16 protein-coding genes are annotated in these 18,434 nt (G+C 45.3%); 9 read left to right on the forward strand and 7 right to left on the reverse strand.

The genetic code is table 11. From position 1 onward, the window contains the following. Positions 1 to 318: 318 nt before the first annotated feature. Complete coding sequence (locus MC7420_RS24430; RefSeq protein WP_006103776.1) at positions 319 to 678, forward strand: rhodanese-like domain-containing protein; 360 nt, start codon at positions 319 to 321, stop codon at positions 676 to 678. 225 nt (positions 679 to 903) lie between these two features. Continuing rightward, entirely contained in the window at positions 904 to 1,992 is a 1,089-nt protein-coding gene (gene hrcA / locus MC7420_RS24435) for a heat-inducible transcriptional repressor HrcA (protein ID WP_006103812.1), read from the forward strand. Positions 1,993 to 2,204: 212 nt separating this feature from the next. Here hrcA and MC7420_RS38480 read toward each other — a convergent pair whose 3' ends face one another. The 3 genes from MC7420_RS38480 to MC7420_RS24445 all read right to left on the reverse strand — a co-directional run bounded on the left by MC7420_RS38480 (position 2,205) and on the right by MC7420_RS24445 (position 6,090). Then, the gene (locus MC7420_RS38480; RefSeq protein ID WP_232231777.1) at positions 2,205 to 2,441 is read right to left on the reverse strand and encodes a hypothetical protein; all 237 of its coding nucleotides are present in this window, start codon (positions 2,439 to 2,441) and stop codon (positions 2,205 to 2,207) included. A 390-nt stretch (positions 2,442 to 2,831) separates the two neighbouring features. Then, positions 2,832 to 3,068: a hypothetical protein gene (locus MC7420_RS38490; RefSeq protein ID WP_232231778.1), complete on the reverse strand. Its 237-nt coding sequence runs from the start codon at positions 3,066 to 3,068 to the stop codon at positions 2,832 to 2,834. A gap of 910 nt (positions 3,069 to 3,978) precedes the next feature. Then, entirely contained in the window at positions 3,979 to 6,090 is a 2,112-nt protein-coding gene (locus MC7420_RS24445) for a CRISPR-associated helicase/endonuclease Cas3 (protein ID WP_006103819.1), read from the reverse strand. Between the two features lie 146 nt (positions 6,091 to 6,236). Here MC7420_RS24445 and cas5c point away from each other — a divergent pair, with 146 nt between their 5' ends. The 4 genes from cas5c to MC7420_RS41810 all read left to right on the forward strand — a co-directional run bounded on the left by cas5c (position 6,237) and on the right by MC7420_RS41810 (position 9,109). After that, on the forward strand, positions 6,237 to 6,866 hold the full coding sequence (cas5c, locus tag MC7420_RS24450; protein ID WP_044209496.1) for a type I-C CRISPR-associated protein Cas5c: 630 nt from the start codon (positions 6,237 to 6,239) through the stop codon (positions 6,864 to 6,866). A gap of 222 nt (positions 6,867 to 7,088) precedes the next feature. Beyond that, on the forward strand, positions 7,089 to 8,516 hold the full coding sequence (locus tag MC7420_RS24455) for a type I-C CRISPR-associated protein Cas8c/Csd1 (RefSeq protein WP_269546328.1): 1,428 nt from the start codon (positions 7,089 to 7,091) through the stop codon (positions 8,514 to 8,516). Positions 8,517 to 8,538: 22 nt separating this feature from the next. Beyond that, positions 8,539 to 8,949 carry a type I CRISPR-associated protein Cas7 gene (locus tag MC7420_RS24460; RefSeq protein ID WP_006103740.1) on the forward strand — a complete coding sequence of 137 codons (411 nt, stop codon included), beginning with the start codon at positions 8,539 to 8,541 and terminating at the stop codon, positions 8,947 to 8,949. Next, on the forward strand, positions 8,942 to 9,109 hold the full coding sequence (locus MC7420_RS41810) for a hypothetical protein (protein ID WP_198016549.1): 168 nt from the start codon (positions 8,942 to 8,944) through the stop codon (positions 9,107 to 9,109). Before MC7420_RS24460 ends, MC7420_RS41810 begins: the two co-directional genes overlap by 8 nt. A gap of 660 nt (positions 9,110 to 9,769) precedes the next feature. Here the strand turns inward: MC7420_RS41810 and MC7420_RS24465 are convergent. The 3 genes from MC7420_RS24465 to MC7420_RS24475 form a co-directional block, all read right to left on the reverse strand. Next, the gene (locus MC7420_RS24465; protein ID WP_044209564.1) at positions 9,770 to 10,303 is read right to left on the reverse strand and encodes a Uma2 family endonuclease; all 534 of its coding nucleotides are present in this window, start codon (positions 10,301 to 10,303) and stop codon (positions 9,770 to 9,772) included. A 232-nt stretch (positions 10,304 to 10,535) separates the two neighbouring features. Further along, complete coding sequence (locus tag MC7420_RS24470) at positions 10,536 to 12,407, reverse strand: DCC1-like thiol-disulfide oxidoreductase family protein (protein ID WP_006103733.1); 1,872 nt, start codon at positions 12,405 to 12,407, stop codon at positions 10,536 to 10,538. Between the two features lie 103 nt (positions 12,408 to 12,510). After that, on the reverse strand, positions 12,511 to 13,455 hold the full coding sequence (locus MC7420_RS24475) for a hypothetical protein (protein WP_044209498.1): 945 nt from the start codon (positions 13,453 to 13,455) through the stop codon (positions 12,511 to 12,513). A 358-nt stretch (positions 13,456 to 13,813) separates the two neighbouring features. On the opposite strand from MC7420_RS24475, the gene MC7420_RS24480 reads away from it, so the two are divergent. The 3 genes from MC7420_RS24480 to MC7420_RS24490 all read left to right on the forward strand — a co-directional run bounded on the left by MC7420_RS24480 (position 13,814) and on the right by MC7420_RS24490 (position 17,296). Continuing rightward, positions 13,814 to 15,622 (forward strand): LA_3751/LA_3752 family putative glycosyltransferase, encoded by a 1,809-nt coding sequence (locus MC7420_RS24480; RefSeq protein WP_006103883.1) that lies wholly within the window; start codon positions 13,814 to 13,816, stop codon positions 15,620 to 15,622. Positions 15,623 to 15,703: 81 nt separating this feature from the next. Further along, positions 15,704 to 16,159 carry a hypothetical protein gene (locus tag MC7420_RS24485; protein WP_006103891.1) on the forward strand — a complete coding sequence of 152 codons (456 nt, stop codon included), beginning with the start codon at positions 15,704 to 15,706 and terminating at the stop codon, positions 16,157 to 16,159. Between the two features lie 6 nt (positions 16,160 to 16,165). Next, positions 16,166 to 17,296 carry a DegT/DnrJ/EryC1/StrS family aminotransferase gene (locus MC7420_RS24490; RefSeq protein WP_006103756.1) on the forward strand — a complete coding sequence of 377 codons (1,131 nt, stop codon included), beginning with the start codon at positions 16,166 to 16,168 and terminating at the stop codon, positions 17,294 to 17,296. Positions 17,297 to 17,484: 188 nt separating this feature from the next. Here MC7420_RS24490 and MC7420_RS24495 read toward each other — a convergent pair whose 3' ends face one another. Further along, positions 17,485 to 18,279: a polyprenol monophosphomannose synthase gene (locus MC7420_RS24495; RefSeq protein ID WP_006103875.1), complete on the reverse strand. Its 795-nt coding sequence runs from the start codon at positions 18,277 to 18,279 to the stop codon at positions 17,485 to 17,487. Positions 18,280 to 18,434 lie beyond the last annotated feature (155 nt).

Here is an 18,434-nt window from a genome sequence, read left to right on the forward strand (position 1 = left end):
TTGTCTTATGTCATTTGTCTTATGTCATTCGTCATACTCGCTTCCCTTGAGAAGCAAGCTACGTCTTATGTCCTTTGTTGAAGGTGACTTGCACTCTAATCGGGGCGGGTTTAGTGATATCAGGGTGACAACCTTCCCGTTAATGGTAAAACCCGCCCCTACACGCTCTCCCTCAGCTCCCTCAGCTCCCTCAGCTCCCTCAGCTCCCTCAGCTCCCTCAGCTCCCCCAGCTCTCCCAGCTCCCCCAGCTCCCCCACACCCTTTGCCAATCTTAAGGATATCGGTATTCTGGTATGTATTATTTTCCTTGCATCAGTTATGTCAGCTCAATCCTTTAATCAATCTATTCCCCAAATCAGTGTTGAGGAACTCGCGCAGCGGATCAACCAATCCCCGCAAGGACTTCAGCTTATCGACGTGCGAGAACCCCAGGAAGTCGCGATCGCGCATATTCAGGGGTTTGATGTTCTCCCCTTAAGCGAATTTGCCCAATGGTCCGACCAAATCCACAGCCGCTTTGAAGCTGAGGCTGAAACCTTGGTGATGTGTCACCACGGTATCCGTTCGGCTCAAATGTGTCAGTGGTTAGCGGATCAGGGGTTTACCAATGTCAAAAATGTCGTCGGTGGAATTGATGCATACTCCGCAACGGTCGATCCTACCATCCCTCGCTACTAGCAGTCGATCATGGCAAGCTACAGAATCCTAGTTTCTTCTGTTATCTTTGGATCAATACTTATCCAACCAGGAAAGTCTGTCACTTAAAAGGTCAGTTTAGCGGCGTTGGCGATTTAACCTATCTTTAGGGATATCTAGGAGAGACATTTCTCCAGAAATTCGCCATAACCCTCATGATTTTAAAGAATTCTGGTGAAAATCTGATTACGTTCGGCTTTTTTTCAAATGTCTGTACACGTCAGTCTTAATAGTCGGCAACAACATATTCTCTGGGCAACTATCCGTCATTACATTGCGACGGCGGAACCTGTGGGTTCCAAAGTTTTAGCCCATGAGTATGATCTGAGTGTTAGTCCTGCTACAATTCGCTCTTGTATGAGCGTTCTAGAAAAATCTGGCTTACTCTATCAACCTCATACCTCTGCAGGACGGGTTCCCTCGGATTCAGGATATCGGATTTATGTCGATCGGCTGATAAAACCCTCCAATACGTTGGGACGTCAAGCCGAGACATTACTATCAGATCATTTGAAGGGAGACGATTTCAATTTTGAGGCTTTGTTACGGGATGCGGGGCAAATTCTCTCAACCTTGAGTGGGTACATTACCCTGATTACCTTACCTCAAACTCAAACCACCCGATTGCGCCATTTGCAATTGGTGTCTGTCGCACCAGGGCGGGTGATGTTGATTGTGGTGACTGATGCCTATCAAACCCAATCCATTGTCATGGAATTGCCTTCGGTATCAGAGGATGATCCACCGGATGAAGCGGCTGTTGAGCAAGAGTTACAGATATTATCTAATTTTTTAAGTAGTAAGCTTCGGGGACGTTCTCTGGGTGAACTGGTTAACTTGGATTGGAGTGAACTTGACCGCGAATTTGCCCAGTATGCTGATTTCTTGAAGAAGGTATTGGCAGAATTAACTCGTCCGATGAAAACATCGGTAGCTACGCCGATTTTAGTTCGAGGGATTGCCGAGTTATTGCGTCAGCCGGAGTTTGCTGAGTTGCAACAAGTTCAAATGTTGCTGCATCTGTTGGAAGAAGAACAGGAACAACTTTGGCCCCTAATCTTTGAACTTCCGGATAATTTGAATTCTAAGCGTCGGGCAAAAGTACGAATTGGGTCAGAAAATCCATTGGAACCGATGCAAACCTGTACGTTAGTTAGTGCGACCTACGAACAGGATAATCTACCTGTGGGCAGTGTGGGAATTCTGGGACCTACTCGGATGCTATATGAAAACGCGATCGCGCTTGTGGAAGCCACGGCGGATTATCTGACGGAGGCGTTGAGTCAGGTGGCGTAGTTATTTGTCATTCGTCTTATGTCATTCGTCTTATGTCATACTCGCTTCGCGAGAAGCAAGCTACGTCATTCGTCAAATTTAGGTTGGGATCAGGGCGGGTTTCGTTGTTTATTTTGAGGTGGGTTAACTCCTTTAATCCCTAAACCCGCCCCTACGTCTTTGGGATGCGATCGCGTCTAATAATTGGCTAGGTTTTATTGCCCAGTTTCCGGTTAATCTATCAATCTGATATCGGCACAATAAATCCAATGTAGGGGCGGGTTTAGAGACAAAATCAACCGAGAAACCAATAACCTTTCAACAAAACCCGCCCTTCCCCACCATCTCAGCCAACCGAACACCTGAATCCCCAATTTATCCCCATATCTTTGGGATGCGATCGCGCCTAATAATCGGCTAGGTTTTATTGCCCAGTTTCCGGTTAATCTATCAATCTGATCTTGACACAATAAATCTAATGTCGGGGCGGGTTTAGGGACAAAATTAACCGAGAAATCAATAACCTTTCAACAAAACCCGCCCTTCCCCACCATCTCAGCCAACCGAACACCTGAATCCCCAATTTATCCCCATATCTTTGGGAGGCGATCGCGTCTAACAATTGCCTAGGTTTTATTGTCAGGTTTGAGGTTAATCTATCAATCTGATATCGGCACAATAAATCCAATGTAGGGGCGGGTTTAGGGACAAAATTAACCGAGAAACCAATAACCTTTCAACAAAACCCGCCCTTCCCCACCATCTCAGCCAACCGAACATCTGAATCCCCAATTTATCCCCATATCTTTGGGAGGCGATCGCGCCTAACAATTGCCTAGGTTTTATTGTCAGGTTTGAGGTTAATCTATCAATCTGATATCGGCACAATAAATCCAATGTAGGGGCGGGTTTAGAGACAACATTAACCGAGAAACCAATAACCTTTCGACAAAACCCGCCCTTCCCCACCATCTCAGCCAACCGAACACCTGAATCCCCAATTTATCCCCATATCTTTGGGAGGCGATCGCGTCTAATAATTGGCTAGGTTTTATTGCCCAGTTTCCGGTTAATCTATCAATCTGATCTTGGCACAATAAATTCAATGTAGGGGCGGGTTTAGGGACAAAATCAACCGAGAAACCAATAACCTTTCAACAAAACCCGCCCTTCCCCACCATCTCAGCCAACCGAACATCTGAATCCCCAATTTATACCTACGTCTTTGGGATGCGATCGCGCCTAACAATTGCCTAGGTTTTATTGTCAGGTTTGAGGTTAATCTATCAATCTGATATCGGCACAATAAATCCAATGTAGGGGCGGGTTTGGGGACAACATTAACCGAGAAACCAATAACCTTTCGACAAAACCCGCCCTTCCCCACCATCTCAGCCAACCGAACATCTGAATCCCCAATTTATACCTACGTCTTTGGGATGCGATCGCGTCTAACAATTGCCTAGGTTTTATTGTCAGGTTTGAGGTTAATCTATCAATCTGATATCGGCACAATAAATCCAATGTAGGGGCGGGTTTAGAGACAACATTAACCGAGAAACCAATAACCTTTCGAAAAAACCCGCCCTTCCCCACTCAGCCAACCGAACACCTGAATCCCCAATTTATCCCGACATCTTTGGGATGCGATCGCGCCTAATAATCGGCTAGGTTTTATTGCCCAGTTTCCGGTTAATCTATCAATCTGATCTTGACACAATAAATCTAATGTCGGGGCGGGTTTAGGGACAAAATTAACCGAGAAATCAATAACCTTTCAACAAAACCCGCCCTTCCCCACCATCTCAGCCAACCGAACACCTGAATCCCCAATTTATCCCCATATCTTTGGGAGGCGATCGCGCCTAATAATCGGCTAGAATCTATCAATCTGATATCGGCACAATAAATCTAATGTAGGGGCGGGTTTAGGGACAAAATTAACCCAGAAACCAATAACCTTTCAACAAAACCCGCCCTTCCTCAACCCGTCACTGAAACGATCGCCTATTCGGTAACAATACCAAAATTAGGATTATAGTCGCCCTGCCAAACTCGTAAGCCGGGAAATATTTCTTGGGAGGAAGCATCGGCTAGCTTTGGAGTAACGCCGACAGCATAGTGCAGTAGGAGTCGCCATTCTTTTTGACTCAATCTCTGTTGCTTTTGCGCTAATTCAATCAGTTGTTTGGCGGTGTCTTCTAAGGGGATAATTACATTAACCTTATTATCCTCAATCATTTGGAAGTGAGTATCGATATCTTTAAACATAAAACCTTCTCGCCGCTTTTGAATCTCCTGCTGATCTAAGTTGACCGCAGGATTGGCTAAAAAGCTTTTGAAATAGTCTTGACAACTGGCTTCATCGTGTAAAGATTGACCCGCTTTGAGTAAATTGCGGGTGATTTGAATTTTGTCCCGGTCTTGCTGCGGAAACCCTTGATTTTTGAGTTCAAATATGGTAAGAATGGCGTGATTTGATTTATGATTACGGTTGACTCGTCCTGCGGTTTGGATGATGGAATCTAAGCCCGCGATCGCACGATACCCAGCCGTGAAGTCTATATCCACGCCAGCTTCGATTAATTGGGTGCTGATTAGATAAACAGGCAAATCCTGGTTCAAGCGATCGCGCACTTGGTTGAGTACCCGGCGACGATGGGCGGCGTACATATTCGTACTCAGGTGAAAGGTATTTCCCAGTTCCGATAATACCTTGAATCCCTGACGGGCATCGATTTTAGCACTAACAACAACGAGGGCATTCTTTAGGGAACGTTGGCGGATATCCTGGAGTAAATCATGCCAATCCCAGGCTTGTGACTGATAGTGATACTCGACTCGCTGGAGTGTTTTGGCGTGGCTTTGACGCTGATTTAGCGGTACAATATCGCGAATTTCCGGGAGATCGAGAATCCCATACCAGGGTTGAGTTGCTGAACAGAATACCACAGAACAATTCCAATTGTCCACCAATCCCCGTAACATGGACATGATCGGTTTGAGGTACTTTGTCGGTAATGCCTGAACTTCATCTAAAATAATCACACTATTAGTAATGCGATGCACTTTACGGCATTGGCTAGGGTGGCGACTAAACAGACTTTCAAACAGTTGAACCGTTGTGGATACAATAATCGGATAATCCCAACGTTGGGCGGCGAATTGGTAATGGTGTAATTCATCGGTATGGGTATCAAATACCACACCGCTATGATGTTCTAATACGGCATTTTCTGAGAAACTCTCTCGGTAAACTTGGGCGGCTTGTTCAATAATACTGGTAAACGGTGGACAGTAAATAATGCGTTTTTGCTGGTAGTTTTGGGCATGATGGAGGGCAAATGCCATAACACTTAGGGTTTTACCTCCACCTGTGGGAGTGGTGAGGCGAAAGAATCCCGGTTTTAGGGTGGCGGCGGCTTGACAATGGCGATAAATATCTCGGCGGATGGCGTTGATAGGGGTATCTGCTGCATTTTGAATTAGATGGTGATAGTGGGTTTCAAATTGGGAGATTAATTGCTCTATAGTGGGAGGTGTAACGGTATCCCAGTCACCCAGAAATCGGGCAGCACTTTCTCGATCCGCATCAACTAACGCCGAGAAAATAATCCGAATTAATAAGTCTTCGGTGAGGGGATGTTCGGGATGATGGGAAGGACAAGTAAAGAAATTATCACCTAATTCTTTTTGTGCGATCGCCTGGATGGATTGCCAATGCTGATCACCTTTTAGCTTCTGCTGGATACCATCTGCACCACCGAGATTAGGTAATCCTGAATGATGTCCTAAAATGGCAAATGCTACGCCATGAAGTCCTTTTTTCCAGGCTAACGCCGCGCCATGAATAGCATGTCCAGGAGATTTACATTTATTCCCCGCCATACTTGCTTGTAAATACTGCTGCCAAGTGGGGTCAAATTTACCTAAATCATGCCATTTTCCAGCGATTTCAGCTAGGGGGTGAACAGCAGCCGCGATCGCGCCTGTTTCTTCTAAGTGTTGCTTAACCGTTTGAACCGTTCCATCTTGGCGAGGAGGGCGAGAAATCCGGATGTTAGACTGAGGCGATTGATCAGTAATTATAGAATGAGTTTGTGGAAATTCTGAATTCATAGTTGGGGATTTCTAATTCATTCTTTCTCCCCTCTTGCTCCCCTCTTGCTCCCCTCTCCCCTGGTGGGAGAGGGGCTGGGGGTGAGGGGGTTTTCATTTATAAATGCTATAAAGGGAATCATACCGAATCCTCAACCGAACCGGAGATGAGTAGCCAAGCCAACGAAATCACCTTCAAAATTTGGGGCGATCGCGCTTTATTTACCCGCCCCGAATTTAAAACTGAACAAGTCACTTATGATGTAATTACCCCCTCCGCCGCCAAAGGAATCGCTGAGTCTATTTTCTGGAAACCCGAAATTCAGTATCAGGTGATTCAGATTAGTCTCCTCAAATCCATTCAGAAAGCTTCGATTCTACGGAATACCCTAAAATCGCGCCAATCTCATCGTACCGCCCAAAGTGGAGGAATCCTAGAAATTGAGAGCGATCGCACTCAGCGACATGCCCTTATTTTAAACGATGTCGCCTATTTAGTCACGATTCAGATGCAGCGTCAGTCTCATGCAACAGATCCCTTAACTAAATATCTGGAAATATTTAAACGCCGATTAGCCAAGGGACAATGTTTTCAGCAACCCTATTTAGGCTGTCGAGAATTCGTGGCGTATTTTAGTCAGCCAACGGATAATGAAACGCCCATTGATTTAACTACCGATTTAGGATTAATGCTGCATCATATTGAGTTTACATCAGAAGGAGCAAAACCGATATTTTTTCGCGCCTCGATTCAAAAAGGTGTGATGGATTGTCGGGTAATTTACTCTGGCGACTAGAAGTCGCAGCTACACAAACAAAGTCCGCCTGCGCGGACTCGATCAGAAAGTCCCCCAACCGGAGGACAAAAAATGTTTCACTTTTTTGGCACAGGGGATTTAGGGGAATAAGCTGTTCGGCATTTAAACCTTAATGTCAATAATGGCGAAAGCCTTGCCGTAGTAGTGCGAGCATCTTGCTCGCTAGATTGAACATCTTGTCCTCATATTCGCCGCAATGCGATTCAGCCCAAATTAATTACCGATACCGTTGACTATATTTTCGGTGATGGAGAAAAAGCTAAAGCCTATCGCACTCTCTTACAACGCTGTTATCAAGCCACAAAAGAACCAGCGGTTCAGGCTATCTTAACCTTCCTAGAGTCTGATCCTCAACTCGAACAACTTGAACAACTTGAACCTAAGCAAACTGTCACCTTTACCCTTGATCAAGTTCCTGGCTATATCCATGATTTACCCGCCGTGCAACAATTTTGGGCGCGATATGTGGATGAACTAACCGCCCGCGATCGCCCGGTGATGCAGTGTTTAGTTACGGGGGAGGAATTACCCGTAACTACGAAGTTTTCCTTGCAGATTAAAGGCGTACCGGGGACAAATTCGGCGGGGGCTTCGTTAATTAGTGCCTATGATAAATCCTGTTGGTCTTACGGCTTATCGGGGGCATTGGTTTCACCGATTAGCGCCGAAGCTGATGAACAATTTTCCCAAGCCCTGAGTTATCTGTTACGGGACGAAAACCATTATATTAATATCGGTAGTACAACCTTTGTTTTCTGGGCAGATTCTGGGGGAATGACGCGGCATTTATTTGAAACGCCGAGTGTAGAAACGGTGCGAGATTATCTGAATCTCTTCCACAAACCGCAACAGATTAACCCCGATTGGGAGTTTAATATTCTGGCGTTATCCGGCTATACCAGTCGATTAGTGGTTCGCGATTGGATTCATGGCAAAGAACCGGAGTTTGTTCACCACTATGAACAATGGTTAAAGTCTCAAGAAGTGATTGGCTGGAATCGTGATCATCGCGGATATTTGGGCGTTTGGCGGTTAGCGGCGGCGGGGTATCGGGAGGCGAAAGAAATCCAAAGTCGTACTGTAACGGCATTGATGCGAAATGCTGTTTATGGTGAAGCCTTACCCATGGATTTAATCCAACGAGTCTGTAGTCGAAATCGCATTGAGCAAACCGTGAGTTATCCCCGTGCGGTGCTTTTAAATATGTATAGTGAAGGAGTGAAACAAGTGAGGAAAGAACAAGGGAAAAATGAGATGACAGAAGAAGAAGCGATCGCGTTTCAGTATGGGCGACTTTTAGCCACCTACGCCAAGTTACAACGGGCGGCTCAAAAGAGCGAGTTAGCCAATACCAATGCAGTTAAATGTTATGCCACAGCCGGATTTTCTCCCATTCCCATGAGTCATCGCCTCGCATCGGGGGCAAAAAATCATTTAGCCGTATTAGAGGGTGGATTAGCCCAGTGGTTTGTCTCCCAGCTTGCCCAGATTAATGGCGCGATCGCAGAATTGGCTCAAACTACAGCTATTCCTACTACCTTTAGTATTGGTGCTCAAGCTTATTTTGATTTAGGCTTTTGGAGTGAGTTGAATACCAAGAAAACTAAAGCGGAAACAACGGATGAATGATGTCATAAATGACCAATAACCAATGACAGAGGACAAAGGACAAATGACGACTCACCTTGACCCCAGCAAAAAACATGACTTTATCTGGCTATTTGACTGCACCAATGGCAACCCCAATGGTGATCCAGATGCCGATAATACACCTCGAGCTGACTTACAAACCGGACATGGATTAGTCACCGATGCTTGTCTGAAGCGCAAGATTCGCAACTTTGTCACCCTGGCATCAGATCAGCGGATTTTTGTCAGCGAAGGGGCTATTTTAAATCAGGCAATTGATGAGGCGGTTTCGGCTAAAGGGTTAACTGTAGACTCTAAGAAAAAAAGGCTAACCAATCCCAAAGATGTTGCCGCAGCACGGGATTGGATGTGTGAGAATTTCTATGACATTCGTATGTTTGGCGCAGTTTTATCCACGGGGAAAGGTGTTTAGTCACGAGTCGGCGTTGGGAAATTATCCGACTCATAAACTGTTTGAGTTATTGAGGATTGAAAACCGCACACCGGAAAAACCACCACGAGCGTATAGTGATTATGAGGTGCGGATTGTGGGTGATATACCAGAAAATGTGGCTTTGCAAAAATTAGATTGATTCGGGTTTCGTTTGTTTCGTTTTAATCCTTAATCCCCCAAAAGAGGAATTATTAGTTTCAATCCTCAATCCCCCCGAAGGGGAATTGTCACTGCCGCATCCTGAAAGCCTCTCCCAGAAAGAAGTTGCATCCCCCAATGCGACAACCTCCTAATTTTAACCCTTCGACTAGCCAACCCAAAGTCCTAAAATCGCTGAAACCCTTACGGGGTAAGGTGCGACAACCTCCTGAATAGATAAAAACCTCCAAAGCCTTACCCCCACTGCATTACAGCCAAAAATTTAGGTTCACTCAAAAAAACACCTACCCCTTGTCGCAAAATCCGGCTCAAACACCCTTTGTTCTCAGAGAGTGAACTATATTGTCAGATAGCACCGACACACGCCCAGAAAACACATAAGTATAAGTGGACACAATTAACGTGAACAGTGGAGAACTCGCTGCCATCGAGAAGCAAGCTACGTCATTCGTCCTTTGTAAGGATTTGAGGCTTGTTTACAAAACAAGCGTGGGCGTGCTGTTTTCTTTTGTCCGACTACTTATTACCATTGTAGCTGTGTCACGTCCGTAGGGGCGCAAGGCTTGCGCCCAGCAGGTTTACGCTAGATTTGGTTGAGTTTCCTTACGTCAACCCAACCGACACCCTGACAGCTTGCCAATTATAAGCGGCGAGTCATTGCCATGACAGCATCAACAGTCAATTGAGGCAAATTACCCAAAATAGGCAAAGCCTCTGAACCTGAACAGATGGTGGGTAAGTTATCTCCCTGCCATACCCAAACCTGTTCACTTCCGGGGTCAATTAACCAAGCTAATTGTGTACCATTGCTGAGACAATGGAGAATCTTTTTCTGTAAATCTAACGTACTTTGGTCAGGTGAGCGAATTTCAATCAACCAATCGGGTGCGCCATCAAAAGGTCCATCCTCTTCCGACAGACGATCAATCCTAATAATAGAGATATCTGGGACTGGAGAATAAGGCGGAACTAGACAACGTAGTTCTTGTACCGCTTCAAACCTATCCGTATGACGGTTAATATAATTAACCAGATTGCGTTGTAGCCGCGAGTGAAAAAGGGTTGGCATCGGCTTTTGTATCGCACACCCATTGATCAATTCCCATGCTGGAGACGACTCAATATTAGGTTGAGACAGAAATTCAGTGAGTGGGGTAGTTAGGATTGAACTCATTAGGGTTGGCTGAATCAGTCTTGTGGTCAAGCGAGGGAACAGGGAACAGGGAACAGTAAGGGTTGGAGGTTGATTTACTTGCACTTAATACAGTACCGTTTTCTTTTGTCCGACTACTTAACTTACCCTTAATACCAAATCCGGGTTAGCCACCCCTGTTATAATTCAGTCCGCGTAGGCGGACTTTGTTTGTGTAGCAGCGATTTTAATCGCCGTGGCAAAAAGAGGGTAACTAATCCGAACAAGATTGCTCCAACCTTTTAACCTTCTCTACATCTTGAGGTTCACCTGGCGGTACAGTTCTCTCATCCATAAAATACATCTCAAAACTCTCCAATTGCTTACCGCCTTCATGGGTAGCATTCCACGTCCGACAGAGATACTTGCCATAATAAGGATAAAGCTTTTTGCCGATCGCGCGATTTAAATTAATGAAATAAACCCGCCATTGCTGATTCCCATATATCGCCTTTAACTGCTTAGGAGTCGGCTTATCCCAATTCACCGCACCCCCACCGAGAAGAACATCGATTTCACTGCCATTCTTCAGTTTACCTTCAATCACATGCCAACCATCATCTAGAGGCGGTGACGGCGCAAAAATACTCCACGACTGATCCAATCGCGTTAAACGACTCACCGGATCAAGGCGCTGAAATGTCCGGCGATTCAAAAACTTATGCGTCGCACTAATCCAGTCATCTTTCTCAATCGGTCGTCTGGAAAAGGTTTGAGCAGCAAAACTGCGAAGATTCCAAATAAATGTAAACAGTAGCAAAGCTAACGCGATCGCATTCAGCAGCCGTGAAGGACGTACCTCAATCGGGCGAAACTTCAAAGGCTTAGTCAACATTCCCGCCGCGCGTCGATTAGACGCTATTGTCTCATAAAACCTCGTTCCCACCGCCATAACTGGACGCCATCTCAACACCTTAGCCAAGAACCCAAATAACGGCGACAGACTCACCACATAGGCGATAGCTTCAAACTTAAAATACCGATTTCCTTGCCAATCCACAACCACCCAGGAATTTTTGGCTTCCATATCCGCACAAATGGACGCATCATCTTGAGCCATTAGTAACGGAGTTCTCGGCAAAATTAAGACCGTGCGAATCAGATGGACAACCTTCTTACAAAAGCCACAATCGGCATCATAATAAATCCTTAACCCCCGACGTTTATCGGTATTCAACCGCTTAGCCAGTCCATCCCAAACCGGACTCGGAAGCAGCGCCAACCACGTCGCCATACTCAGAAACGATAAAACCCCCAGTTCAAAACTTAACTCAAACCCAACATGTAACAGAATAAACGAAACAATCGCCACGCAGCGGAAAAAGCTATTCCGGAAGGGAATAAATATCATCAATGGTCCGATCCATTCAAACCAGAGGGCGCTGAATGTAATTGCTTTTAACAAGAGTGGCGGAAAGCTCAGTAAAAATAGACCAAATCCCGATACATACTGATCGAAACTTAAAGAATAATAAACCGCATCGCCTTGGGGCCACCAAATTTCACTCTGGGTTTTATACGCCGCCGACCACATATAAATAAAGCACAGTTGTACCATCAAGGCAAACGTCGCACCAGAGACAACCCGCTTCGGTAATGGTTGGGTTGATGTATTCAACGCACTATCTACCGAATAACACGCACCCAATGGTAAAAACATAGCCCAAAATAGGATAGCTCGTAGCACATCATCGGCGGCAAAAATTAACGCCGGATTGCGGTTTTGTAGGGAGATCACCAACGCCCACGTCGCAATCGTTGCTAGTCGGGTGCGATATCCCACCAACATCGCCAAAGCGATAAAAAATGCCAGTAAAAAAAGTAGCCCTTGGACAAAGGGATGACCGCTAATTAAATGGATTGACCAGTACCAGGGATTGAGCAATTCGTCAATTAGTGCGCTGCGCGGGAGAATCCCATAATCCGTATAATGAGCATTTAACCCTTTAACTCGGATGATTAAATCCCAAATCACCATCAACGCCAGACCGATACGAAAAACTGCCAGCGATCGCAGATCAAGCCCAAACACTTCCTCTATCTTAGAGGCTAAAGGACGTTTAGTTTTTGCTTTATCACCAACCATACTCAAATAAACCTTCTTTTGTATCGAGAAAACCCATTCAGCACGTGAAACCGTTTAAATTTAGCCCGATGAACTCCGAAAATTTTACATTTTCTGATTTGACTTACTTCGCCTGGGTGCGGTCTTTCTTAACAAAGGGTTCTAATCCTTCAACCAATTCTCTCGCTCTAATTTTCCGACTGTCCGGTAAAAGGTGGTGGTGCGTATCCGCAAACAAACTCGAATCGCTTTTTAGGTTAAACGTCTCTGGATCATAGGCGATTACAGGGGCAATTTTTTCTAACTCTGCGGCAATCTTTCTCATATTCGCGATCGACTCTTGCTCTGTACTACCATAGACCCAAGGTAAGGATAAAACTAAAGTAGCGCCTTTGGCTTCCACCTGCTCCCGAAATTTAGTGATTCGCTCTATGGCATGATCAGAAATCGGTTCCTTAATTTGCCATTTCCACCACTTACCGTGGCGGACTTTGGTCACTGTGGGGTCTCCTCGGTCAGTAAAAGGATCGGAGTAATATCCCGTCATTTCGCCTTTTTCGATCAGGTCTATTGTCGATTTCGTCAGCCCTCGTAGAGTCGGTGTTCCCACCAGCAATAAGTTTTCAGCTAGTTGCTTGGGAGGAACATCACCCAAACCCGGTTGTCCAATGGCAATACCAAATGGCACCGAACGGTCTAGCAACCCATCATCATCTAAAAGAATTAAATCTTCAGGAATCAGCAGCACAATATCTCCAGGGCGCACTTGCTCTAAAATACTAGGCAGGATTACATTCAGCCCCACCGGTCCATCTAATCCTAGGTTGAACACCGGAATACCCAGTTCCGCTTCTATCGCCGCCGCACTCGTGGCATAATTCGCTCCTGAACCCCCCACAATCAGCACTCGGGTTGGTGCTTGTACTTGTTCGGCAACTGCCATCTTGTGTTCGTACATTTTTCGCAGGAAGCTTAATTCACCGCCATGGTGGACGTTATAAATGTAACCTAGTGACCAGGCGACACCCGCCGTGATTAACCAAGACCCTAGCTGAAAAGGTTTCCACATAAGAGTAATACTATATAACTATACAACCGTTAATTGTAAGGATTAGGTGAAAGATACGCCATCAAGTTGCCGGACTATTTTACGTTTTGTAAATAAATATAAATATAATCCTCTAAAGACGACCAGGGTTGTCAAGCTGTATTGGTCAAAAAACGATGATTTTCCTAGAATAAACGAAATTTTCAGCGGCTGCCACAGATTTCTAAATAAATGTAAAATAATTGGCAGCCATTGAAAATCACGACGTTGCCAAGGAACTCCGTTATATAATGATCAAGTTGTTGCTTGACGCCATGTCGCCTAAACGACTCTTATTAAGATAAACTTTTGGCTTAATGAATCGTCACCCTACACACTCATGAAAATCAAGCTTGAGCCGATTCCGTTAGGGATTATTGTCATTGGAGTGTTATTTTCACTCTATTTACAATTTCAAATTCCCGAAGGGACGTATTTTAGCGGTGATGCTGCGCTCAAATCCTTACTAGCACAGCAATTAAGTACCGGTGAATGGCGCTTTGATCTCTGGCAACCCACAGAAGCCTGGGTGCGAAATCTTTGGCAGGATGGACTATATCCTTATGCACCACCGTTTGTTTACAACGTAGCGGGGCGCTATTACATTACCTTTCCCTTTACGTTTCCCCTAGTCACCGCACCATTTTATGCGCTTTTTGGCTTCAGAGGTCTTTATCTGGTTCCGTTAGTTGCCACTTGGGCAATCTGGGGTACTTTCTATCTTACCTGTAAGCGTTTAAAGGTTAGTGCATTTCATACCTCAATTGCGTTAATTGGTCTGATCTTTGCCTCGCACTTAACCCTGTATAGTGCCATGTATTGGGAGCATAGCCTTGCAGTTGCGCTTTGCTTGGCAGGTATGGCAATGCTGCTAATGATCGGATATCCATCCGGTTTATCGAAACCCACTGCTGTAGTCAGTGGCGGTTTAATCGGTTTATCGGTTTGGTTTAGACCTGAGTTTTTGTCTATGGTGGCGACGTTATCCGCTTTGGTGATTATTGCTGCCTTAGCGAAGAGTAATTTTTTAAATTTGTTTAATAAGTTTAATTTAAAGTCTATCCATTATTTAGCCAAAAATAAGGTAAGTTTTATCGCTAGTATGTTCGTGGCAGTCAGCCTATTTTTTGTCGCCAACAAACTGGTTTACGGTCTTTTTCTGGGAATGCATGCTGTAGAAATCGTCGAGGAGTTCTCTTGGACTCGCCGCCTTGCCGAGGCTTGGGGCAATTTTCAGGAACTTAGTGTCGTCGGATTTGAGTACTTCCCGCTCGCCTTTTTTCCGCTGCTTTATTTGCTCTTGTATGGCTTTAAGAGACTAGAAGCTAAACTGAATCTGAAACTTGTAACCATTGGTATAATTGGTCTATTAATTGCCGCCGCTGGGTATCTGTTTCTGACTGGAGGTGCGGCTGAGTTAAAGACAGCGATTAAGCAATATAGTATACCAATCCTCATCGCGATCGCGTGGCTGTATGTGTTCAGAAAAATTGAGGTAAAATTCAATGCTAGGATAGGGGTAATCTATCTAATCTGTGTGATGTTCACCGCTGGTGCTTGTTTATTGTTAGATTCTGGCGCGGACGAGATTGCGGTTGGGGGTAAGCAGTGGGGACCACGATACTTATTGTCTCTTATACCCTTAGTAACCTGGGTAACGATAGAGGAGCTAAATTTGATCAAGGACAGATCACGCCCTCTTTTCCGATACATCAGCATTTTTACCGTTGTTGTCCTCTTAGCCATTGGCATCCACAAAAACACCTACTTAGGCACACTGGCGTTGCAGAAGGCGCATCAAGGTGTTCCTCCCGCCACCCAACTCTTGCGAGAAACTCCAGAACAGGTGATTGCAGTTTCTCATCAATACGCGGCTCAATTACTAGAACCCCCTCTCCGAGGCAAAAAGTTCTTTTTTCAGGCTGAAACTAGCACTGATTTAGTTAAATTGAGTAAAGTATTAGTTGAGCAGAATCAGGATCAATTTATTTATGTATGTTATCCTTATCGAAAATGCCAGCCACCCGAAGATAGTCAGGATAATCTCCAATTCACTAAAGGTGAGCAGCGCTTTCAGATTGAATTGTCTAATTTAGGTCAGTTTGGCAAATATCCCATCTACGAAGCCTCGATCAAGCAACCCTTGTAGACGAGTAATCGTTGATCTATACTTTAAATTCTAGTTATAGCGCCAATGTCGTCTTGATCCAACCCTACTTTGAGAACTCCAATGTTAATAAAACCTCGCAAAAAACAACTACAAGAAATTGTTCATAACCAAGAAGTATTTGCCATTATTATTACCACTGAATTTAACCAACCTGGTATTCACTTTTTTACCCCTGACAGCTTTTCGCAACAGCTAGCCTATATGAGGCATCCGACGGGAAAAACGATTACCCCTCACATCCACAATCAAGTCCGTCGAGAAGTCTTTTACACTCAGGAAGTTCTGTTTATTAAACAAGGAAAACTGCGAGTCGATTTTTATGACGACCAGCAACAGTATTTAGAGAGTCATATCCTAGAAGCTGGAGATGTCATTCTCTTGATTAAAGGAGGACATGGCTTTGAAGTCTTAGAAGAAGTAGAAATGATTGAAGTCAAGCAAGGTCCTTATGTGGGGAATGAGGACAAGACTCGTTTCCTCGGCGTTGAGAGCAAACAGGTCAAGATAACGGATTAACCAACTATGGGAGAACCAATTCCGGTCAATGAACCCCTGTTAGACGGCAAAGAAAAGCAATATCTCAATGAATGTATAGACACAGGATGGATTTCGTCTGAAGGACCATTCGTCAAGCAATTTGAAGCCGAATTTGCCACTCGTGTGGAACGAAAACATGGCATAGCTGTGAGTAATGGTTCCATGGCTTTGGATGCGGCTATCGTTGCTCTGGGAATTGGTGCAGGGGATGAAGTCATTTTGCCCACATTTACGATTATCTCCTGTGCCGCTGCGATTGTCAGGGCGGGAGCGATTCCAGTTGTCGTAGACAGCAATCCTGACACCTGGAATATGGATGTTGAGCAGGTAGAAGCAAAGATTACCCCCAAAACCAAAGCCATTATGGTTGTCCATATCTACGGATTACCTGTGGAGATGGACGCCATCCAAGCTTTAGCCCAAAAATATAAATTATTGGTGATTGAAGATGCTGCCGAAATGCACGGTCAAACCTATAAGGGGAAACCTTGTGGCAGCTTGGGTGATATTAGTACGTTTAGCTTTTATCCCAACAAACACATTACCACAGGTGAAGGGGGAATGATTGTCACCGATGACGATAACCTAGCTCAACGCTGTCGTTCTCTGCGAAATCTGTGTTTTCAACCCCAACAGCGTTTTGTCCATGAAGACTTAGGCTGGAACCTACGCATGACGAACTTACAAGCCGCCGTCGGACTAGCTCAATTAGAGCGGTTGGATGAATTTGTAAGTCGTAAACGCCAGATGGGACAACGTTACACAGAACTTCTTGGGAATGTAGCAGGTTTAGAATTACCCCTTCCCCGCACCGATTATGCGGAAAACATTTACTGGGTGTATGGTGTCGTTTTAACCGATGAGGTGTCTTTTGATGCGACAGAGGCAATGAAACGGTTAAGAGAGCATAAAATCGGCAGTCGCCCATTCTTTTGGCCCATGCACGAACAGCCTGTATTTCATAAGATGGGACTATTCAAAGGGGAGTCTTACCCTGTCGCTGAACGTTTAGCCCGCCGAGGCTTCTATATTCCCAGTGGTATGGCGTTAACCCCTGAACAGATAGAACGAGTCGCCGTCACCGTTAAAGAGATTTTATCGGAAGGTGGGCAATAACACAGAACCAGACTCCTAACGTTTCTAAGTTAAGGCTGGTGGGCAGTGCCCACCCTACAGTAGCATTTTGGAGGAAGCGCTCATACAATCTTCCCTCAACTATTGCCTGTTGCCTATTGCCTGTTCTCTGTTAACTGTTAACTGTTTCCTGTTCCCTCCCCTTACCACAAGACTCCCGAAAGCAAGCCTTAAGTTAATGATTTTTTCCGGGAAAGCTGCCAGATAGTTGACACATATTTGCGTCCTTTGACCAAGTAATCCCACAAGTTCAGACCCGTTTTGCTCTCCCCCGCTGTACGAGGTACGCAGATGTAAGGGATTTCGACGAGTCGGTAGCCCAATCGTTTGGCACGGTATAACAAATCGATGCAGTATTCACCATAACCTCCACGCAGCCGGATACGTTCCAATACTTCAGCACGGGCGGCGATGAAGCCGCTCGTGTAATCATGTATCCGGCTGTATAGCATCACTCTGGCGAAGGAATTAATAATCCAACTCAGGGTGCGAGCCATTAAACCGTGAGCTCTATCCGTTCCCCCCGGAACCCACCGGGAACCAAAGGCAACATCGGCTTCGTTTTTCTGGATAGCTTGCACCAGCCGGGGTACGTCTTCAGGGGGCATGGAGAGGTCACAATCCATCCAAGTGACGATTCCAGCATTATAGGTGTGAATCGCCTCATCAATGCCGCGCTGGATAGCCGAAGTCAGCCCTTTTTCACCAATCCGTCGAACTAAGGCAACCGCCAATCGGTTGCTATCCTCTGGTGAAGTAGAGGAAATAGGATAGCGATCGGCAAACTGTTCTACAATCTCCCAGGTGCCATCAGGGGAATTGTCATCAATCACAAGCACCAGGTAGGGTGCGGCGTTACTCGCCAGAAGGCGCTCAATCAGCGCATTGATATTGTCCTGCTCGTTGTAAGTCGGCAAGACTGTACAAACCAGTTGATTGGGTGATGCAGCTTGAACGTCGGACATTTATCCTCTCCAGATTAGCCGTTACCAGAGGAAAGGAGCAGCCGAGACTAACTTTTTCCCCTTTCTTCTGTTCATAAACATACTCTGAGAGTAAATCCTTGGTCAATTCCCAATTCTTACTTGTCTGACTTTCATCTCAGTTGCCCTTAATCGCC

The organism is Coleofasciculus chthonoplastes PCC 7420 (genome assembly GCF_000155555.1).
GTDB lineage: Bacteria > Cyanobacteriota > Cyanobacteriia > Cyanobacteriales > Coleofasciculaceae > Coleofasciculus > Coleofasciculus chthonoplastes_A.